Raw genomic sequence first — 20,091 nt, 5'->3', positions numbered from 1 at the left:
TTCCGTTTGCTCAAGACTTGGATTCTCCCACCTTGCCTTTGAGCTCTTTTTCCAGTGCTGCGAAAAGATCCTTTTTTCGCTGCTTCTCGTCTTTAGCCTGGACTGAAATATTGGCCATGCGCTCGGCCTGCTTTTTGGCGAATTTTTCCACTTCGGCTTCCATGTCATTGCCCTGGGCAGCCTTTGGCAAATCTTCCAACGGAGCGGGGTCCTTGATGTAAATCCGCTCCACGTCGCCGGCGAGCACATTTTTCAGCACTCCCATCCTACCAAGATTATTGCATATATTCTGGACTTCCTCGGCGGAGTACCCCGTGACTTCGCTGATCTGGGAAACCGTGGGAGGAACTCCGAACTTATGGTCAGCGATGCGTGCAGCGGCTACTACCAGATGCGCTTTGTAATAGGGCGAGTTGCGGTCCATGTTTTTTTCCTCTATCCGGTCAGGCGATTCTTGACATCTTATCCAAGGATTAGGTAGCATCCAATTAAAATTTTTGTCAATAATTGACCGTTTAACAGCCAAAGAAGATTTAACCTCGGCGCTGGCTTGACGCGCCCTAAAAAACCTCATGATCGGAGGAAGTCATGACTCAAATACTGGAAGTAACAGCCAGGGAAATATTGGACTCCAGGGGAAACCCCACCGTGGAAGTGGACGTGTATACGGAAAGCGGCGCCACAGGAAGGGCGGCCGTGCCCTCCGGCGCGTCCACGGGCACGCGGGAGGCCCTGGAACTCCGGGACAAAAAATCCAAGAGATACGGCGGCAAGGGCGTGGCCCAGGCCGTGAAGAACGTGAATGAAATCATCGCTCCTCTGATCATCGGCATGGACGCGGCCGATCAGGCGGCCGTGGACCTGGCCATGCTGGACGAGGACGGCACGGAAAATAAATCCAAGCTGGGCGCCAATGCCATACTCGGCGTGTCCCTGGCGACGGCCCGTGCAGCGGCGGACGCGTTCGGCTTTCCTCTGTACCGCTATCTTGGCGGCGTGGCCGGCCAGACCCTGCCCCTGCCCATGATGAACATCATCAACGGCGGCGAGCACGCAGCCAACAGCCTGGACATCCAGGAATTCATGATCATCCCCAAGGGCGCCAAGACGGCCGCTGAGGCGGTCCGCATGGGCGCCGAGGTTTTCGCCAACCTGAAAGCCATCCTGAAAAAGGGCGGGCACGCTACGGCCGTGGGCGACGAAGGCGGCTTCGCCCCAGACCTGGATACCAACGAAGAAGCCTTCAAGTGCATCATGGACGCCATCAAGGCGGCCGGATACAAGGCGGGCAAGGACATTGTCCTGGCCATCGACGCGGCCGCCAGCGAATTCTGCGTCAAGGGAACCTACGAACTGAAGGGCGAAGGCAAAAGCCTGACCACCACCCAGATGATCGACTACTATGAGGAAATGATCTCCAAGTACCCCATCGTTTCCATCGAAGACGGCCTGGCCGAAGGCGACTGGGACGGCTGGGAGGAAATGACCAAACGCCTGGGTTCCATCCAGCTTGTGGGGGACGACATTTTTGTGACCAATCCCACCATTTTCAGGAAGGGCATTGAAAAGGGCGTGGGCAACTCCATTTTGGTCAAGCTGAACCAGATCGGCTCCCTGACCGAAACCCTGCAGACCATCGACCTGGCCAAACGCTACGGATACACCACGGTGATCTCCCATCGCTCCGGCGAGACCGAAGACACCTTTATCTCCGACCTGGCCGTGGCCGTGAACGCCGGCCAGATCAAGACCGGTTCCCTGTCCAGAACGGACCGGGTGGCCAAATACAATCAGTTGATCCGCATTGAAGAGGACCTGGGAAGAGCCGCGAGCTTTGGGACTCCTTTTGACAAGATCACGGATTCCAAAAAATAATCGTTACCTGCGGGGGAGGCGGACCGCCTCCCCCGTTGTTTTCCCGCAAGAAGCCGTAATATTGAGGACTGCATGAAGATTTTTTCCGGACGCACGTTGATTTGCACCCTGGCCTTTTTCTCCCTGACCGCCTTCTCCGCCCAGGCTTACGTCCTGCCCGCCGAACAGGTTTTGGAACTCATGGTCAAAGCCCAGGGCCCGGCCAAAGGGCTTTCCGTGGCCGAACAGGTCGTCGTGTATCCGCCGCCGGAAATTCAACCGGAGCAGGCCGTTCAACCTGAAAATGATGCGGCTTCGTCAGGCATGGAGAGCCGGGAAGGCGAAGCTGTTGGAGAAGAATCTGCAGAACCGGCCCCTCTGGCGCCTTTGACCTTGGAAGGCTCGGTTTCGTACCAGTTTCCGGACAAATTCCGGGAGGAAATCAAGTATCCCACTGGCCTGGGGATTTTAGCGGTGTCTCCGGCCGGGGCGGCCAAAGTGGAAAACAATCATCTGATCTCCGAATTTGAAGATCAGTACGACCTGTTCAAGGAGCCCTTGCTGTACCGGAACGCCCTGCTGCTTCAGGAAAGGCTGAGCCTGGCCGGAGTGAGAACGGACGTGTGCTCCCTGGGATACTGGCAGGGCAAGGCCGCGTTTGTCATCGGCGCCCAATTCCCGGACGAAACCGTCCCCCAGCTTTGGGTGGAGAAGAACACCTTTCTGCCCATTCGGTTTATCGTCACCCGCGCGGCGTCCGGCGGAAATCAGGACAGCCTGGAAGTGCAATACAGCGACTGGCAGGGGCTGCTGGTGCAGGACGGCAAGAAAATCCGCCACAGGTATCCCGGACGCATCACCTTTGTGTCCAACGGGCAAATCGTCAGCCAGCGAACCATGGTGAATTACGCCATGAACCCGTCCTTCCCGCCCGAGTCCTTTGACGTTTCGCGCATGAGGCGGGCTTACGAGCCGGCGCCTCATCTCATGCCGCAGGATCCCGTCTCCGAGGAGATGCAGGGCGTTCACAACGCTTTTGAGGTATTCAAAAAAACCATCGGACAGGACGGCAAAAATCAATAGCCTGGCTTAAGGATTCACTTTTTCCGCCAGCTTGGGAACGACCCAGCCGCCCAGGCTTTTTTCCAGTTCCATGGCGACCGCAATGGTTTTGTGGTCGTTTCCCGGCGTTCCCACAACCTGCACGCCCACGGGCAGGCCTTTTTTGCTCAACCCCAACGGAACCTGCGTGGACGGAAATCCCATCACGTTGATGATGGCCGTATACACGAAATTGTCCAGCAGCATCAGCGGCTCCAGGTGGCGCGGGGCGGGTTTGCTGTAAGAGGGATAGAGCATAACGCCGTCCGGGCCGATCAACTCGATCAATTCCTGTCTCAATTCCCGGCCCATCTTGATAAATCTTTCCGCAGGCATGGGAATTCGCTCCCCTAAAGCCAGCGCCAGGGCGGGCAAAGTATGGTCCGACGCCCTCAAAGCCCATTTGAACAGCTCCCAGAAAACGGGAATGCGCTTGCCCTGTCCCAACTGTTCGCCGAATTCTTGGGTCTGATGATGATTCAGCATACTGGACCAGATGGCGAAAGACCATTTGAGCTTGTTCACCGTGCGATGCTTGACCGAAGCGCCCAATTTTTCAAGGGCGTCCGCGGCTTTTTTCTGGGCGGCCACCAGTTCATGATGCACCCGCACGGCGCCGTTTTCCGGCACGCTCAGGATTTTGAGTTTGGAAAAATCCACGGAGGCGGGATCGCCTAAATCCATGGCCGTGCATGCAGGATCTTCGCCGTCCGGACCGGCCATGATTTTCAGCAGAGGCATAAGGTCTTCAGCCTTGCGGCAAAGAGGCCCGGTGGTGCAGTAAAAGGCCACCCTGCCATGGGCCAGGGGAATCTGGCCTGTGTTGGGAACCGCGCCGCCCGTGGGCTTGTGCCCGAAGACCCCGTTGAAAAACGCAGGCATGCGGATGGATCCGCCCACATCCGATCCCAGGCCTAAAGGCGAAGCGCCCGAAGACACGATGCAGCCTTCCCCGCCTGAACTGCCGCCCACGATGCGGCCCAGGTCGTAGCAATTGTTGGTGGTTCCGTACACGTTGTTGTGGGACTCCATCCACATGCACAGCTCGGAAATGTTGGTAACGCCCATGGGGATGAGCCCGGCCTGGCGCATCCTGGCCGCGGCCGTGGCGTCCTCTTTCTCGATAATGCCTTTGCGGGCCACAAGCCCGGAGGTATGGGGCATACCGGTTAGCGAAAAGCATTCCTTGATGGAACAGGGAACTCCATGAAAGGGCGGGCATTTTTCCGGCCCGTTTTCCTTTAAAAATGCGTCGGCTGCATCCGCCTCGTCCAGGGCCTGGCCGTAGCGGTCCGCCACAATGGCGTTGATCCATGGATTGATTTTCTTGGCGTGTTCAATATGCGTTTCCACGGCTTTTCGGGACGTTATTTTTCCCTCGCGGATCATGGCCGCAATTTTTGTCCCGGATAAAGTAAGCAGTTTGTCCATACAGATTCCCCCCCGAAAAAAAAGAGCTGACAAAATTGAGATTATGAGGATTTTGCTTTTCCACCCGAAGAAAAAGCAGGATAGTAATATTGAAGGGAGATTTCAACATTTTTATGGATGCCGTCTCTCCTTCTTTATCATTGTCAAGGAAAAACCGCCGGGTTTGGGGTTGCTTGACGGCTTTCCGGCCCGGGTGATATCCTGAATCGTATCCAACCGGAAGACTCATCCATCCTACCTATCCATCCACAAGGGGGCTTTATGGGCAAATTCCTCATTTCCATTGATGCTGCTTCCTGCACCGGGTGCATGAAATGCGGCCTGGCCTGTTCCGAGTTATACCACCGGGCTTTCAATCCGTTGCTGGCGCGAATCCGGGTGATTGTCAAAGGCGAAGAGGCTGAGATTTCCTTTACGGAGGAATGCACGGAATGCGGCGTGTGCGTGGACCAGTGCTTTTACGGGGCGTTGTCCAAGACGCCCAGAGAGTCTTGATCAGGAGGGGCGTCATGGATTGGAACGGTTTTGCAGGCAATGTGCTTTACGTGGATTTAAGCGCCGGCGAACTGGAATCCCGGCCTTTATCCCGGGATTTGTGCGAGCAGTATATAGGCGGACTGGGCGGCTGCATTCGGCTGGCTTACGAGAATATCACTCCAGGCACCGAGCCGCTCGCGCCGGAAAACCCCGTCATCATTGGCGCCGGACCTCTGGTGGGAACCAGTGTTCCCGCCTCCTCCCGGGTGTACGGCATGACAAGGCTTCCCCAAAGCCGTTCGGTGGGCTGGTGCGGGGCCGGGGGCGTTAACTTCGGCGCGTTCATGAAATACGCAGGCTTTGACTTTCTGGTGATCACCGGCAAATCGGACCGGCCCGTGTATCTTGACATTACAGGGGACGCGCCGGTCATTCGCGACGCCGGGTCTTTATGGGGAATGGGGGTGGAAGACGCCTGCCGCGCCCTGTGGGAAAAGCACGGCCGGCCCGCCGGAGTGCTTGGGATCGGACAGGCCGGGGAGAACCAGGCGGCTTACGCCATGGCTTTTGTGGATCGCCTGTCCACCATGGGACGGGGAGGCTTCGGCGCGGTCATGGGCGCCAAAAACCTGAAGGCGGTCATAGCCCGAGGGATGAACGGCATTACCGTAGCGGACAGAAAGGCCTATAAAAAACTCACCAAAGACCTTTTTGAAAATATACGAAACTATCCCTATCTCAAGGAATGGCAGGATCTGGGGCTGATGAAATCCCTGCCTATCATTTCCAAGGAGGAATACTCCGAGGCGAAAGTCCGCCGCATGGCATGCGTATCCTGCCCCATCGGCGATAAAGACATTATCCGCGTCTCCGGCCTGATTGCAACCAGCAGTTCGGCCATGAACCTATACGTTCCCACCATCTTCGGCATGAAGGATCACAAAGAAGCCGTCACCCTCATGACCATGCTGGACGGCTTTGCCATGGACATGTTCGAGTTTTTCGCCGCCGTCGGCTTTGCCGGAGATTTGGCCGTCGCGGGAATCATATCCTCGGATGAGGCGACCCCGCCCATTGACCTGACCAAGTTTGAGTCCATGAAAATCTGGGCGGAAAAGACGGCTTATCGCCAAGGCTTGGGGGATTTGATAGCCCGAGGCCTGGACGCAATCCTGGAGCGCTGCGGACCGGAGGCGGCCCCTTACTTGCCGTACAAGGTCAAAGGCATGATGCCTTACGCCGGACCCAAGGCGCCCCTGCCCTGGAACCTTTTCGGCACCATGGAGTTGGGGCAGATCCTGGACCCGCGGGGGCCTCATGTGGGGTCGGGGGGCTCGCCCACCTATTTCGCCCAACGCCCCCTGGAGGTTTTTCCCAAGCACCTCAAGCGCATGGGCGTCCCGGACGACGCCCTGGACCGCATTTTGCCCGGATGGAGAGAGGGCGCCCCCACGGACCTGAACATAGGCCGTTTGCTCAAATACTCGCACCGGTGGTTTACCATCCTGGGCTCGCTGGGCGTATGCGCCCGGGCTCAGATCAACCGTTTTTACAACTATGATTTGTGTTCGGACTTGTACCAGGCGGTTACGGGCATTCCCGCTCAGGGAAGCGACCTCGGCGACAGGGCCGACGCCGCCTGGGCCTTGCTGAAAATCATCAACATGCGAGAAGGCTTTGGGAGGAAGGATGAAGAGCCGCCGGCCAAATGGTTTGAAGAGCCGCCTTTTTGCAACTACCTGACCGGAAAGCCTATTACGCCCGGGGAAGTGGGGGTGATGATTCGGGAATATTATGCTGAACAGGGTTGGAACCCGGAAACCGGAGCGCCGGCCATGCCCGCGGATTAGGCGGGAGATTCATCGGTTAAGATTTGCCGCAGGAGATCGTCCTGCTCTTTGGACTGAATGGCGCCCGCTTCCCAGCATTGGATCTCGCGCAGGGGGAATCCGGTTTTCTCCGCCAACTCCTCCTGGCTCAGGCCTTTGGACCAGCGGGTCTCCGTAATTTCCCGGCCCGTCATCATGCCTTCCTGAAACCGGTAGGCTTCGGCAATGGCCGCCTGGATGGTGCAGGCCTGCTCGGGGGTTCCGGCTTCCAGCCCGCAATCCGGGCACACATGGCAGGCGACTTCCACCGTGATTTCCCTGCCCCGAAACTGGATGGTCGCCTCTTTGGTGCACAAGGGCATGGAAGCGCCGCAGCCGGGGCATATGGGGTCGGAATTTTTCAAAACGGCGCCTTTCTGTTGGGATGGAATGATATCAGCCACAAGGTCTGGCTGGATATGGCGAATTTAAGATAGGCCAGACACTTGACGATCAGAGATTTCCAGCGAAACGGAAACAGGTCGGCCCCGTTGATTTCCTGTTCATAGGATCTTTGGGGGGGCGACATGCCCACATAGTTTTCCGGCCGGATTTCGTCCAGCACGTCGTGAAGCACCTTTGACAGGTCGTCCATCATATACCCCATGTTTAACGCGTCAGCAGCCAGGCTGGCCGGGTTCATGAGCATGATGCGGTCTTCTTCTGCGCAGGACTGGGCTTCGCGAAGTTTTTTGGACAACTCTTTGTGCGTCGGCCTTTTCATGCCCTGCAATATAACGCAAAAATATCCAATTGGCAAAGTGCATCGGACGCCCGGTCTTTAGATATTGTTCTCATGCCGGATTTAGGATAGTCTGCCAAGGAATGCCGGAATTGCAGAAAGCCAAGAGGTGCACGTGGGATATAACGTTCCTGAAAATATCGCTCCCGAGAACGCCAAGTTTTTTGTCATTACGCGATTCGCTTATATCTTCGGCGGAATCAGCCACCTGATCCTTGGGATTGTGTTCTGGCTGCTTTGCGTCAAGGAAATGGCTTGGTTTAACTTCGCATACAGTTTGCCTGTCTTTTGCATTGCCTTTATTCTCAATCTGCGCGCCAGGCATGAGGCTGCTTTTTTTCTGGCTTTTTCCGAACTGCTTATGCATCAGGTCGCCGGGGTGTACGTGCTTGGTTGGGGCGTGGGCTTTCAGTATTTTTTGATATACCTGGCCGGCCTGACTTTTTTCAACGCCCGATGGCGCGGAAAAATCCGGGTGTGCGTCATTGTGCTTTTATGCGCCGTGTTCACGGCTCTCTATTTATACTGCCAGGAGCCCGCCTGCGATTACGTTCTTTCCAAAACCATATACCAAGCCTTTTTTCTCTCTTCCAGCCTGACCACGCTCGTCGCCCTGTCTATGCTCATTCATTATTACGTTCAGGCCGCCACCCGGGCGGAGCAGGGATTGACCGAGGCCAACAATCAGCTTTCGAAAAAAAACCTCGAGATAGAAAAAACCCTGGAGGAACGCAATCAGGCCTTTTCCCACCTGAACGCCGAACTGCAGGAGGCGGCCAGGTACGTACGGGAAATCCTGCCTGAGCCCATAATGGAAGGCCCCATCCGGACGGACTGGAGGTTCATCCCGTCCACGGCTTTGGGGGGAGACGCCTTTGGCCATCATTGGCTGGACGAAGACCGTTTTGTATTGTACCTCATCGACGTCAGCGGGCACGGGGTGGGGGCTGCGCTGCTCTCCGTATCCATCATGAATGCCTTGCGCGCCCAATCATTGCCGCGGACGGATTTCTCCGATCCGGCTAGTGTGCTGGAATCTTTGAACCAGGCTTTTTCGGGCGAAGACCACGGCCGCATGTTTTTCACCATATGGTACGGGGTGTATTCCAAAAGTACGCGCCAAATGATCTATGCCAGCGGCGGGCATCCGCCGGCCCTGCTGTTCGGAGAAAACGGAAACAGCGCGCCGTACGTCTCCCAACTCCGCACGCCCAACTTCGTCATTGGGGGGATGCGGGATGTGGAATACAAGAAAGCCGCATGCACCATTCCCGAAGGCGGAATTTTGTACATTTTTTCCGACGGCGTGTACGAGGTGCGAAAAATGGACGGAAGCGTTTGGCGGTACCAGGAATTCGCCGACTACATGACAAGAGCCAAACCGTCCGAGAAGTCCCGCCTGGACTTGCTGCACAGCCACGCCCGGAACCTGGCGAATTCGGAGCATCTGGACGACGACTTTACTATTCTTGAGGTCATGTTCTAAGGGGGGAATCATGAGCCAGCCGGATTATTTACAGCCCTTCGCCGATTGCTTAACCCAAAGCTCCCAAAGGCTGTTCGACCAAGCGGAGGCCGGGGAAAAGCATATCGGCTATTTTTGTACGTATACGCCTGTGGAGTTGATCCATGCCTGCGGATTCGTTCCGATCCGTATCATGGGGGAGCCCGGCGTTGTGGAACAGGCCTATTCCCTGGTCCCGGATTTTATTTGCCCGTTTATGAAATGCGCCCTGGAAAAAGCCTTGAACGGAGGATTCAAATACCTGAAGGGAGCAGTCCAGGGTTATACCTGCGACGTGTCTTGCGGCATGGCCAATATCTGGAAGGAGAACATTCCGGGAGAGCTTTACCACACCTTTCCCCTGCCTTATACGGACGCCCCGGCGCCAAGAGACTATCTCCAAAAGGAATTCCAGGCGTTCATTCATAAAGCGGAACAGGCCGGAGGCGAGTTCAGCCTGGAAAGGCTGCAATCTTCCCTGGATATGTACGCGGTAATCCGGCGGAATCTGCTTAGCCTGTTCCAATCTGAAAAAGGCGGTGCGCCCGTCCTTAACGCCCAAGAGCGCCACATTGTCGCCCAGGCGGGTTATGTCACGCCTCCCGACCTCTTTCTCGAGATGCTGGAAGCACTCGAAAGCCGGAAGCCTTTTGATTCCCCGGAAAACCAGGGCGGAATTCCGGTTTTGATTTCCGGCAGCCTGGTGGAGTCATTCGGGGTTTTTGACGCCATGGAGAAGGCCGGGGCTAGAATCGTTGCCGACGACCTGTGCTCGGGTTACCGGAACCTATTGCCGGTGGACGGAAGCGGCTCCGGCCCCATGGAAAGGCTTATCGACCGGTATGTGAACAGATTCCCCTGCCCCTCCCGTTGCAGGGCCGAAGACCGGTTTCCCTTGCTGATGGACCGGATAGAGCAAACAGGCGCCCGGGGGCTGGTTTTTCTCATACAAAAATTTTGCACGCCTCATCTGGCGGACATTCCCGAGCTGACCCGCCTTTTGAAGGCGGCCGGGATTCCGGTTTTGGTTGTGGAGATGGATGAAAGCTGGCGCATGGGGGGGCAATTGCAGACGAGGCTGGAGGGCTTTGTCGAAATGATCGATGGGATGTCCGGCTGAGACGGCCTCTTGCTGAGCCCTTCCCCGGCAAGTGGCTTTGGAAAGATTTGCAAAACCGCAACGTATGGAACGAAGCATGGAAAAATCGAAAAAATCGACCAAAAGGCTGGCGGCGGCAAAAGAGCTGAACAAGGCGGTGGGCGAATATTATCTGGAATGCGCAGCCGCTAAAGAGCAGGGCAAGCCCGTCGGGTGGATGCCGCCTATGAACGGCGCCATAGAACTGTTTTACGCCATGGATCTTCAACCGGTCTTTCCCGAAAACTGGTCTCCGGTTTGCGCCGCCTTTGGCCTGACTCCCAAAAATTTTGAAGTCAGCGAAGGCATGGGCTACTCCAGAGACCTTTGCGGCTACTTGAGGAATATTGTCGGATACGTGAACGGCCCCATGACCGATCCTGCCATTCCGCTTGGAGGTCTGCCCGCCCCGGACCTGCTCATTTCCCCCGGCGGGGGGTGCGTGCCGGTCATGAAGATCTTTCACGCCCTGGAGCGGCGATTCCCCGAAGCCAAGGTGTTTAAGGCGGACCTGCCTCAGGTCGCCTTGGAGGAAATCGCCCCTCACCACGTTGACTATGCAATTCAGGAAATGCAGCGGCTGATTGATTTTCTGGAGAAAGCCACGGGCCGGAAGCTGGACCAGGACCGCTTACGGGAAGTGGTAGTCCTGTCCGATCAGGCTTGCGCCCTGTGGGACGAAATCATGAGTTTTCGGCGAACCATCCCCGCGCCTTTTTCCGCCGCTGAAATCGGCATCATGTTCGTGATGGTCACCCGCCAGGGAACCCGGCAGGCCATTGATTTTCTAATCAAAGCCAGAGACGAAATCAAAGAGCGCGCCGAGTCGGGAACAGGCGTCATTGAAGAGGAGAAGCTCCGGCTTTTCTGGGACAACATCCCCCTCTGGTACAACATGGGCCTGTTCAATTATTTTGAAAAAGCCAACGCCGTGGTGGTGGCGGAAACTTATTCGGCCGCATGGTCCATCCGGCTTGATCCGGCGGACCCGATCAAGGCGCTGGCCATGAAAAGCCTGATGTCTTACCCCCTGGTTTCGTGCGTTTCCATTGAAAAGCGGAAAGAGATGGTTTTGAAGGCCTGCCGGGAATACGCCATTGACGGCGTTGTTTTTCACCGCAACAAATCCTGCGTTCCCATCAGTCTGGGGCAAATGGATATCAAGAAGGCCTTGGAAGAAGAGTTGGGCATCCCCTCCGTGATATTCGACGCCGACCACATGGACGCCCGCAATTTTTCAACCGCCCAGTTTCAAGTCCGCATAGACGCTTTTTTGGAAATGCTGGCTGAAAAAAAAAGCCAGGTTTAAGTAACCTGATTAATATCCCAACTCCTCCGCCACAATGACCACGCTGATGTCCGTAAGCATGGGTTTGCGGTGCAGGATGGTGGTGATCCGGCAGACGCGGGACGGAGAGTTGCAGTCCACGCAAATTCCGGTTTCTGCGCAGGGAGTTTCCATGTTCAGGCTTTTGGCGCGCATGGGCGCGGCCACGGTGTGGACCCTGTCCAGGGCTGCATGGAGGTCCTTGCAGATTTTATTGGCGCCGGCCACGATTACGACCTTTTTGGGGCCGAAGGACATGGCGTTGGTCCGGTTGCCGCAGCCGTCCACGTTGACGATTTCACCGGTCACGGAAATGCCGTTGGCCGAGCATAAAAAGCAATCGCACAGGCTTTGCTGGCGGCGGAATTCCAGGCTTTCTTCAAAGGGAAGCGACGGATCGTTATGGTCTAGGATGGTTTTCCCCTGTTCTTTCAGGGCTTCGATCAGGCCCATGTCCCGGGTGGTGGAGGAGCCGCCGAAGCCGAACGTTTCGTATTGGGAAATCATTTTTAGGATTAATTCTTTGGCTTCCTGGGACGTCTTGCAAAGGTGGGCGTCAAAGGCGTGCTTTTTAAGATTATTGACGCATTTTTCCCCGGTTTTTTCCCACAGCCATTTCCGATAATCTTCAGCCATCGTCCAGCCTCCCTGGTCTTGCAGATAATAACGTTATTCCGGAGGAACCTCGTCGCAGGGGGTCTCTCCAATATCTTCCATAATTTGTAACAGGCGTTTGTAGGATTGATCCAGAACAATGTCGGGCGAGGATTTCTCGCTGCCGCCCCTGGCGTAATCCCTTGCAATTTGAATGGCTTGTTTTAGCGCCATTTGTTTCATTTTCCGAGTCGCCATAGAGCATCCCCTCCAGGTCGTATACGGCCGATTAAGTGAACATCAGAAAACAAACACGAATGCCATTGGATATCACCGCCCCGCTGGGGCAGTCAATCCCGGTCTTATTGTAAAATGGAGCAAAAACAAAAAACAGCAGGCGCAGCGGAAAAAAGGGAGCCCCAATGGACGGGGCTCCCTTGGATCTACCTAGTACATGGACGTGAAATCAGCCACATTGACTTCTTTCAGATCGTCTCCCAGGTATTCCCGTTCCTGGGGACCGAGAACGCCGAGGGAAAGACAAATCAGGGTCCATAAATGGACCGTGTGGTAAGGCGCTTCATAATGCTCGGCCAAGTCATGAACCTGGGCGTGGCAGTTATGGCAAGGCGTGATGGCGTATTGGGCGCCGGTGGCCAGGATCTGGTTCAGCTTAAGCCGGCCGTATTCCCGGCGTTCTTCGGCGTAACCGCTTTGCAGGAAGCCGCCGCCGCCGCCGCAGCAGAAGTTATTGGAGCGGTTGGGGGTCATGTCCACGAAGTTTTCTTCGCCGACAACGGACTTGACCACAAAGCGCAGGTCTTCCGCCACGGGATCGCCGAAGGATTTACGCACCAACTGGCAGGGATCCTGAACCGTAAACTTGATTTTCAGATCCTTGTTCCAGTCGGAGTTCACCTTGAGTTTGCCTTCGCGAATCCACTGTGCGTAGTATTGGATGATGCTCTTGATTTCAAACTTGTGCTCGACACCGTATTTTTTCAGTCCGGCCCGGACTGCGAAAAGTTCGTGGCCTCATTCGGTATTGAGCCAGACCTTACAGCCCAGATCATCCACTGCCTTGGCTTTCACCTCGACAATATGCTTCCAGGCGTCGTCGTCCGCCAGGAACATGCAGTAATTCTCAGCGGCCCAGCCCTTGGTTCCATAAGTCCAGTCAGCGCCGACCAGGTGGAGGATCTTCCACAGGGGCACCATTTCATCGGGCTCGGTCACGGGTTCGCGGGAGTTCTGATTCAGGAAAAAGTAGGCGCCTTCCTTGTTGATGGGGGCCTGCATGTCCTTGAATTCAGGTTGAGCTTCCCGGTATTCTTCCAGGACGTCTTCCACCACAAACTGGAAGTCTTCCTCGTTGGTTCCCATGGCGCTGCATGTATCGCTGCGCAGGGCCATGTCGCAGGAGGCCAGGATGCCCTTGGGGCGTTCTTCCCTGGGTACGGTTTTGCGTGCGTTGAAAACCAACTGAGGAATGTCGATTTTCATGGGGCACACGTAGATGCACCGTTGACACATGGAGCAGCACCAGATCCAAGGAGAGTTCTTGATCTCCTCGTCCATCCCGAGGGCTGCCATGCGCAGGAATTTCCTGGGGTCCATGTCGTGGAGCCCGGTGGCCGGGCATCCGGAGGAGCAGGCGCCGCAGGTCAGGCAGAGATTCAGATTTCCGCCTTCAGGCAGAATCTCCATGACCTTGTCTTTAAGGGTGCTCCCCCCTTTTTTTGTTAATTTGATAACTTCTTCTGCCATACGTTTTTTCCTCCCGTAAATTTGGGCGCGGGGCGCGCACGGGCGCGCCCCGCGTTTGGCAAGCCCTCAGTTTCAGGAACCGGCCTTTTTAATGGATCTTTCCAATTCCACAGAAATTTCCGAGAACGTTCTACCCATATTATTGGCAAGAGATGCGCACACCAGGCGGTCTTCCGGCATGCCTACGGCGGCCAGCATCTTCTTGATTTCTTCAGCTCTCCAGGAAGCGTACAGAGCGCCCTTGTCGGACTTGCAGTTGCCGTTGTGGCAGGTGAGCAGCATGACTCCGTCAGCGCCCTGCACAAAAGCGTCCATCACATAGTCCATGTCGATCTTGCCGGCGCAAGGCACTTCGATGGCCTGGAGTCCGGCGGGGACCCTGTAGCCGAAAGCCTTGGCCATTTTCATGGCTTCCAGTCCGCTGTTCTTGCAGCAGAAGGCCACGATCCAGGGGCTCTTGCCCGCGGAGCCCTGGCCGTCTTTGACAGCCTGAGCCATGGCGTCGTCGGCGTAGTCGCCCAGTTGGATGGCGTCGTTGGGGCATTCGCTGGCGCAGATGCCGCAGCCCTGACAAGCGGATTCGGCGATGATGGCCCGGGAATCCCAGTAGATGGCGCCATGGGGGCAGCAACGGTAGCAGGTGAGGCACACGGTGCACTTATCCACATCTACGAAGGCGGTGTTGGAAGGCACTTCCAAATTGCCGTCGCCCAGGAACTTTTTCACTTCCAGGGCCACGTTGCCTGCATCTTCAAGACCCTGCTCAAAAGAGAGAAGGTCGCGGGATGCGCCAGCCAGGTAGATGCCCAAACGGGTGGACTTGACCGGGAAGTAATGGACGTTGTCAGGTTGCAGGAAGCCGTTATTGTCAGCTTCGATTTCCAGCGGGACGGCCAGTGCGGCGTTGTCTTCATCGGCCAGGATGGCTTCTTCGACAACCACCAGGTCAGGCTGCACTTCCACCCGCTGCCTGAGGACCGGATCCAGAATGGAAATGGTCATGGCATCGCCAACCGTCACCTGAGGGGTTTCCTTGGTTTTGAAGTAAATGACGCCTTCCTGGCGGGCCTGTGCGTACAGGGCGTCCAGGCCGTCGGCGGCCAGCTTGATGTCGCCCACGAACACGTAAGCGTCGGTGTCGGCGACCTTGGTCAGGGCGGTGAGGCTGTCAAGCACCCTCTGCATGACCAGGGGGTTGCCTTCCTGGCCGAAACCGACCAAAAAGGCCACAGTCTTGCCGGCTTCCAGCTTGCCTTCGGCCAGCATGGCTTCCAGTTCGGACTGGGACACGACCTTGGGGCCCATTTCCAGGCCGTAAGCGTCATTCAGCACTGTCGTGGTGAGGCCGGTGGCCACCACGATGGCGCCGAAGGTTTTTTCCACGGCTGCGTCGCCGGTCTTGAGGGTGACCTCAAATTTCCCGGGAACCCCCTTGACGTCGGCGGCCACGGTGTTCGTCATGATTTCGATATTGGCGTTGGCTTCGGCTTTAGCCGTCAGATCGGCGACTGCGCCGTCTTTGGCTTCTTGGGCGACCTTGTCTTCCTTGCTCGTCAGAACAACTTTGTAGCCTTGTCCGGCAACTTCCAGCGCCGCGGCTACGCCAGCCGTCCCGCCGCCGATGACCAACACGTCGGTAGCGATCTGGATGATTTTCTTGTCTGCATTCATTTGGTCACCCCTATGTATTTAAGCGCTTCGGAGGCCGCAAATCCCGCCTGGGCCATGGAAGCTGGAATGTTTTTAGGTCCTGCGGCCGTTCCCGCCAGGAATACGCCTTCGCCCTTTTCAACCAGGAAGCCGTCCTGATCCTGGTCCAGGGAGAACAGTTCCGCGACCTGTGCGTTGTCTTCCCCGGGGGTGATGCCGATGGAGAGAACCAGCAGGTCAAAGATTTCGTCCTTGCGTTCGCCGGTGTCTTCATCGGCGTAGGAAAGGCGCATGCGGCCTTCTTCCTCCGGGTACACGTCCACGGGGATGTTCCGCACAAAACCGAGTTCTTCCTTGCACTGGGTGTAGAAAGCGGGGAAGTTCTTTCCGATGCTCTGGATGTCCATGTAAAAGACTTTCACTTCCGCTTCGGGGTTGGCGTACTTGATCTTACGGGCCATACGCAGGCCGTAAGCGCAGCACACCTGGCTGCACCACAGGTTGCCAAGGCGGGCGTCCCGGCTGCCGACGCACTGGATGAAAGCGGTCTTGGCAGGGGGATTGAGGTCCGTGGGGCGCACCACCTGGCCTTTTTGGCGAATCAGGGCTTCCAGTTCCATGCCCGTGATCACGTTATCGCGCACGCCGTAGCCGTAGGTGGGTTTTTTGGTCGCGTCAAAGGGGGTGAACCCGGTGGCTACGACCACGGTGTCGGCGTTGATTTTCTTTTTGGTCGCCTTGGCGTCCAGGTTGATGGCGCCTTTGGGGCAAACGCCCGCCAGTTTGGCGGCGTCCACGTCCTTGGCGGCATCGGCGCAAATGGCGTACAGCGGGGTGTTGTTCTTGGAGTATCCGCGAACCACCGCGCCGGTATTGCGGAATTCCTGAAAGCATTCTCCGCAGTTATCGCATTTTTCCGCATCAATGTAAGCAGGGGCCACGTCCAGGGAAGCGGTGAATTTTCCGCCTTTATCCACTTTGGCCACGGCGGCGCCCAGGGTCACATTAATCCGGGGTTCACTAACCACCTGAGCCAGCATTTTGTCCACAGAGCAAGCGCCGCACTTTACACATTCATCGGTCGCCTTGCAGCAGTAGCTGATGCTGTGCCCGCCCAAAAAGGGACTTTTTTCCACAAGCTCCACGTCAACCTGGCTCTGGGCGAGTTCCCAGGCCGCTGTCAGACCTGCTATGCCGCCGCCAATGACAAGAGCTTTTTTCGGTTTGTCAGTCAATTGCTTTCTCCTTCGATACTCCCTGCCCTAAGTTGGGCTTTCCGCCCGGGGCAGGTCTTGCGCGTCATGAAACAAGCACACTTGCCATTTATACCACAGGCCGCGGCAACACTTTGGCCCGTTCGGCGATTTCAGGAACCTTGTGCTCCCACTCGATGGCCATGAGGTGGACGCCGGCGATGCCCTTCATTTCCTTGAATTCTTCAATCTGCTCGCAGGCGATCTTGATGCCCTCTTCAGCCACTTTGCCTTTTTCCGCGCCCTGGAGCCGTTTGATGATCTCGTCGGGAACGTCCATGCCGGGCACACGGTTTTTCATGTATTTCGCCATACCCACGCTCTTCATGGGGGTGACGCCGGCCAGGATGTAGACCTTTTCGGTCAGCCCCATATCATTGGCCTGGGCGACCCACTTACGGAATTTTTCCATGTTGAAGATGCACTGGGTCTGGATGAAGTCCACGCCTGCGGCTACTTTTTTCGCCAGCCTGTGGACGCGCCATTCAAAAGGTTCTGCAAAGGGGTTGGCGGCGCCGCCGATGAACATTTTGGGGGGCTCTTCGATTTCCGCTCCGCCCTGGAAAGTTCCCTCATCGCGCATTTTTTTAACCATGTGGATGAGCTGGGTGGAGTCTACGTCGAACACGCCCTTGGCGCCGGGATGGTCGCCGAACTGCATGTGGTCGCCGGAAAGGCAAAGAATGTTATTGATGCCCATGGCGTAAGCGCCCAGGATGTCGCCCTGCATGGCGAGGCGGTTCCTATCGCGGCACACCATCTGATAATTGGGCTCCAGGCCTTCTTCCTTGGCGATGATGGAGGCGGCCCAGCTGGACATACGCACCATAGCGGTTTGGTTGTCGGTGATATTTACCAGGTCCACGTTGCCCTTGAGGGGTTTGGCCTTTTCCCGCACATGCTCAACGCTGGAACCACGCGGGGGCCCAAGCTCTCCTGTGAAGGCGAAGTGTCCCGCTCTTAAAATTCTTTCCAGTTTGCTGTTTGACTTGAATTCAGCCATATGCTTTTCCTTCTCGCTTTCTTGCCGCAAAGCAAATGAAAGCCCCGGCCTTTACAGGCCAAGGGCGGGCTATTTGTCGCTGAAAGCGGCTTTGCGTTGTTCGTAACCGGGCTGGACAATGGTGCGCGGCACGTTATTGCGCCAATCCATTATCTCCGTCATTTTCAGGATATTGTCCAACCGGTCCTGGCCGGCCAGCCTCTGATAAATGGCATACCATGCGCAGGGTTGATCCTTATTGATCTCGCAGCTGGTCTGGTTGGTGCCGCCGCAGGGACCGTTCATAAGGGATTTTGCGCACATGGTGATGGGACAGATGCCCCCGGTGACGCCCAGCAGACAGTTACCGCAGGAACGGCATTTTTCTTCGTACCATCCCACGTCTCTGTTGACCCCGATAAAGGTGGTGTTCACCCCGGGGAGGACAGGTTTTGTCGGGTAGCGTTCCGCCATGAACTGCACCCCGGCTCCACAAGCCATAGATACAATAGCGTCATACTGATCGACGATGTCGTCCAGTTCGGCCAAAAATTCCATGTCGCACTGTCTTTCGACCAGTGCGGCGCATGTTTCTACGGGCTTGCCAGCAACCTTGCGAGCCAGCATCAGTTCCTTGTTCAGGAGAGCGGCTTCTTTCTCGCCCCCTGCAAGGCACACGGCGACGCAAGTCTTACAACCAACGGTAAGAACCTTGTCGTAGCCGGCCAGCAGATCGCTGATTTCATCAAATGGTTTTCTTTCCGCAACTATCATGATTCCTCCTGATCCGAATACACACTGACCCGCCTGAGGCGGTCCTCATAACGGGGCAAAAAAATTTCCCCCTCGCGTCAGCAGGCGCACGAATAGCCCGCGGCAGGAGGAAACGAATTTTCTCATTATGGGCGTATACCGGGCAAATGCTTGATTGTCAACCGTTTCATTTGACAATTACCCCCGCCAGTCTTATGGTAATCCTCGTTTGCCAACTTTTCGTCCCGCCGCCGAGCCTTATTCCTCTATGATCCGGGCGGGGGGGCAGTAGCAACTCCCCTTTATATCGGGATTTTGTCTAAAAAATTTTAGCGTGAAAGCATTTTTATAAATTATGGATAGAATAATCGTAGAAGGCGGAAGAACCCTGTCCGGCGAGGTTCAGGTTTCAGGCGCGAAAAACGCGGCGTTGCCCATCCTGGCGGCCTCGCTTTTGGTGGACGGCTGGAACACCTTTTATAATGTACCCGAACTTCAGGACATCAACACCATAGGCCTCTTGCTGGAGCATTTGGGCGCCAAGGTGGAAAAGGACGGCCATACCATTAAAGTAGACGCCTCCGGCCTGTGTGAGACCGAAGCGCCTTACGACCTGGTGCGCAGAATGCGCGCCTCGGTGCTGGTTTTGGGCCCCTTGACCGCCAGGCTGAAAAAAGCCCGGGTCAGCCTGCCCGGGGGCTGCGCCATTGGCGCCAGACCCATCGACCAGCATTTGCGCGGCCTGGAAATGCTAGGCGCCACCGTAGAGCTTTCCCACGGATACGTGGAGGTGCAGGCCGAAAAATTGCGCGGCGCGGACATCTACCTGGACACCCCCACGGTCACTGGCACGGAAAACCTCATGATGGCCGCCTGCCTGGCCGAAGGCGTGACCATCCTCAGAAATGTCGCCAGAGAGCCGGAAATCGTGGCCCTGGCCGATCTCTTAAACCGCATGGGCGGCAAGGTGGAAGGCGCGGGATCGCCGGTCCTCACCATTACGGGCGTGGAAGCCTTGAATCCCGTGGAATTCAGCATCATTCCCGACCGGATCGAAGCGGGCACATTCATGGTCGCCGCGGCTCTCACCGAGGGGAACGTCCTGGTTAAGGACGCCGTCCCCGCCCACTTGCAGGCCTTAATCAGCAAACTCAGGCTGGCAGGCGCTACGGTGACCGAGGAGCACAACGGAATCCGGGTTCAGGGAAAGCGCCCTATTTGCAGCGTGGACGTAAAAACCCTGCCCCATCCCGGCTTTCCCACGGATATGCAGGCCCAGTTCATGGTGCTTATGACTACGGCCAAGGGCCTTTCGGTTATTGCGGAAACCATTTTTGAAAACAGATTCATCCACGTGAGCGAACTTGTGCGAATGGGCGCCAACATCTCCATTTCGCAGAACAGTGCAGTGATCCGGGGAGTGAAACATCTGTCTGCAGCGCCGGTGATGGCCACCGACCTGCGGGCCAGTGCGTCCCTGATACTTGCCGGTTTGATCGCCCAGGGAAGCACGGAAATTCACCGGGTCTACCACATAGACCGGGGATATGAATCCATCGAGCAGAAGTTCTCCCAATTGGGAGCCGCCGTCCGACGGGTCAAATAGCCTCCTTTTCCGCATTGGGCGAGGGCTTTCCAAAACCCGAAGCG

General features: G+C 56.5%; 19 protein-coding genes. 8 read left to right on the top strand and 11 right to left on the bottom strand.

Annotation, left to right across the window (positions count from 1 at the left end; genetic code table 11):
- Positions 1 to 10 precede the first annotated feature (10 nt).
- Entirely contained in the window at positions 11 to 424 is a 414-nt protein-coding gene (locus BUE18_RS05785; protein ID WP_073473828.1) for a hypothetical protein, read from the bottom strand.
- A 164-nt stretch (positions 425 to 588) separates the two neighbouring features.
- Between BUE18_RS05785 and eno the strand changes: the two genes are divergently transcribed.
- Together eno and BUE18_RS05775 are read left to right on the top strand one after the other, a co-directional pair.
- A complete protein-coding gene (gene eno, locus BUE18_RS05780) occupies positions 589 to 1,875 on the top strand; it encodes a phosphopyruvate hydratase (RefSeq protein WP_073473826.1) in 1,287 nt (428 codons plus the stop codon).
- Between the two features lie 72 nt (positions 1,876 to 1,947).
- The gene (locus BUE18_RS05775; protein ID WP_073473824.1) at positions 1,948 to 2,937 is read left to right on the top strand and encodes a hypothetical protein; all 990 of its coding nucleotides are present in this window, start codon (positions 1,948 to 1,950) and stop codon (positions 2,935 to 2,937) included.
- A 6-nt stretch (positions 2,938 to 2,943) separates the two neighbouring features.
- Here the strand turns inward: BUE18_RS05775 and BUE18_RS05770 are convergent, their stop codons facing one another.
- The gene (locus tag BUE18_RS05770) at positions 2,944 to 4,386 is read right to left on the bottom strand and encodes an amidase (protein WP_073473822.1); all 1,443 of its coding nucleotides are present in this window, start codon (positions 4,384 to 4,386) and stop codon (positions 2,944 to 2,946) included.
- A gap of 261 nt (positions 4,387 to 4,647) precedes the next feature.
- Between BUE18_RS05770 and BUE18_RS05765 the strand changes: the two genes are divergently transcribed.
- Together BUE18_RS05765 and BUE18_RS05760 are read left to right on the top strand one after the other, a co-directional pair.
- Positions 4,648 to 4,881 carry a 4Fe-4S binding protein gene (locus BUE18_RS05765; protein ID WP_073473820.1) on the top strand — a complete coding sequence of 78 codons (234 nt, stop codon included), beginning with the start codon at positions 4,648 to 4,650 and terminating at the stop codon, positions 4,879 to 4,881.
- A 14-nt stretch (positions 4,882 to 4,895) separates the two neighbouring features.
- Positions 4,896 to 6,713 carry an aldehyde ferredoxin oxidoreductase N-terminal domain-containing protein gene (locus BUE18_RS05760; protein ID WP_073473818.1) on the top strand — a complete coding sequence of 606 codons (1,818 nt, stop codon included), beginning with the start codon at positions 4,896 to 4,898 and terminating at the stop codon, positions 6,711 to 6,713.
- On the opposite strand, the gene BUE18_RS05755 is transcribed toward BUE18_RS05760, so the two are convergent.
- Both BUE18_RS05755 and BUE18_RS05750 read right to left on the bottom strand, forming a co-directional pair.
- Positions 6,710 to 7,096: a type II TA system antitoxin MqsA family protein gene (locus BUE18_RS05755; RefSeq protein ID WP_073473816.1), complete on the bottom strand. Its 387-nt coding sequence runs from the start codon at positions 7,094 to 7,096 to the stop codon at positions 6,710 to 6,712. The two genes, BUE18_RS05760 and BUE18_RS05755, sit on opposite strands and share 4 nt — an antisense overlap.
- Positions 7,093 to 7,455: a hypothetical protein gene (locus tag BUE18_RS05750; protein WP_073473814.1), complete on the bottom strand. Its 363-nt coding sequence runs from the start codon at positions 7,453 to 7,455 to the stop codon at positions 7,093 to 7,095. Before BUE18_RS05750 ends, BUE18_RS05755 begins: the two co-directional genes overlap by 4 nt.
- A gap of 133 nt (positions 7,456 to 7,588) precedes the next feature.
- Between BUE18_RS05750 and BUE18_RS05745 the strand changes: the two genes are divergently transcribed.
- From BUE18_RS05745 to BUE18_RS05735, 3 genes are all read left to right on the top strand, one after another.
- Positions 7,589 to 8,959 (top strand): PP2C family protein-serine/threonine phosphatase, encoded by a 1,371-nt coding sequence (locus BUE18_RS05745; RefSeq protein ID WP_073473812.1) that lies wholly within the window; start codon positions 7,589 to 7,591, stop codon positions 8,957 to 8,959.
- 10 nt (positions 8,960 to 8,969) lie between these two features.
- Complete coding sequence (locus BUE18_RS05740) at positions 8,970 to 10,097, top strand: 2-hydroxyacyl-CoA dehydratase subunit D (RefSeq protein ID WP_073473810.1); 1,128 nt, start codon at positions 8,970 to 8,972, stop codon at positions 10,095 to 10,097.
- A 76-nt stretch (positions 10,098 to 10,173) separates the two neighbouring features.
- Positions 10,174 to 11,424 carry a 2-hydroxyacyl-CoA dehydratase subunit D gene (locus BUE18_RS05735; protein ID WP_073473808.1) on the top strand — a complete coding sequence of 417 codons (1,251 nt, stop codon included), beginning with the start codon at positions 10,174 to 10,176 and terminating at the stop codon, positions 11,422 to 11,424.
- 9 nt (positions 11,425 to 11,433) lie between these two features.
- On the opposite strand, the gene BUE18_RS05730 is transcribed toward BUE18_RS05735, so the two are convergent.
- The 7 genes from BUE18_RS05730 to BUE18_RS05695 all read right to left on the bottom strand — a co-directional run bounded on the left by BUE18_RS05730 (position 11,434) and on the right by BUE18_RS05695 (position 18,462).
- The gene (locus tag BUE18_RS05730) at positions 11,434 to 12,078 is read right to left on the bottom strand and encodes a lactate utilization protein (protein WP_073473806.1); all 645 of its coding nucleotides are present in this window, start codon (positions 12,076 to 12,078) and stop codon (positions 11,434 to 11,436) included.
- A 33-nt stretch (positions 12,079 to 12,111) separates the two neighbouring features.
- Positions 12,112 to 12,294, bottom strand: coding sequence for a hypothetical protein (locus tag BUE18_RS27855; protein ID WP_073473804.1), 183 nt, complete (start codon positions 12,292 to 12,294; stop codon positions 12,112 to 12,114).
- A gap of 189 nt (positions 12,295 to 12,483) precedes the next feature.
- Positions 12,484 to 13,803: a (Fe-S)-binding protein gene (locus tag BUE18_RS27245; protein ID WP_083610802.1), complete on the bottom strand. Its 1,320-nt coding sequence runs from the start codon at positions 13,801 to 13,803 to the stop codon at positions 12,484 to 12,486.
- A gap of 72 nt (positions 13,804 to 13,875) precedes the next feature.
- Positions 13,876 to 15,474, bottom strand: a complete 1,599-nt coding sequence (locus BUE18_RS05710; protein ID WP_073473798.1) for a hydrogenase iron-sulfur subunit — start codon at positions 15,472 to 15,474, stop codon at positions 13,876 to 13,878.
- Positions 15,471 to 16,688 (bottom strand): FAD-dependent oxidoreductase, encoded by a 1,218-nt coding sequence (locus BUE18_RS05705; RefSeq protein WP_073473796.1) that lies wholly within the window; start codon positions 16,686 to 16,688, stop codon positions 15,471 to 15,473. Before BUE18_RS05705 ends, BUE18_RS05710 begins: the two co-directional genes overlap by 4 nt.
- A gap of 88 nt (positions 16,689 to 16,776) precedes the next feature.
- Complete coding sequence (locus BUE18_RS05700; protein ID WP_073473794.1) at positions 16,777 to 17,709, bottom strand: methylenetetrahydrofolate reductase; 933 nt, start codon at positions 17,707 to 17,709, stop codon at positions 16,777 to 16,779.
- Positions 17,710 to 17,778: 69 nt separating this feature from the next.
- Positions 17,779 to 18,462 (bottom strand): methylenetetrahydrofolate reductase C-terminal domain-containing protein, encoded by a 684-nt coding sequence (locus BUE18_RS05695; protein WP_073473793.1) that lies wholly within the window; start codon positions 18,460 to 18,462, stop codon positions 17,779 to 17,781.
- A gap of 334 nt (positions 18,463 to 18,796) precedes the next feature.
- Between BUE18_RS05695 and murA the strand changes: the two genes are divergently transcribed.
- Positions 18,797 to 20,047, top strand: a complete 1,251-nt coding sequence (gene murA, locus BUE18_RS05690) for a UDP-N-acetylglucosamine 1-carboxyvinyltransferase (RefSeq protein ID WP_073473791.1) — start codon at positions 18,797 to 18,799, stop codon at positions 20,045 to 20,047.
- Positions 20,048 to 20,091: the final 44 nt, after the last annotated feature.

It is taken from the genome of Desulfatibacillum alkenivorans DSM 16219 (assembly GCF_900142135.1).
Taxonomy (GTDB): Bacteria; Desulfobacterota; Desulfobacteria; order Desulfobacterales; family Desulfatibacillaceae; genus Desulfatibacillum; species Desulfatibacillum alkenivorans.
The sequence above is the reverse complement of the archived record's forward strand: the minus strand, read 5'-3'. Positions and strand labels throughout refer to the sequence as shown.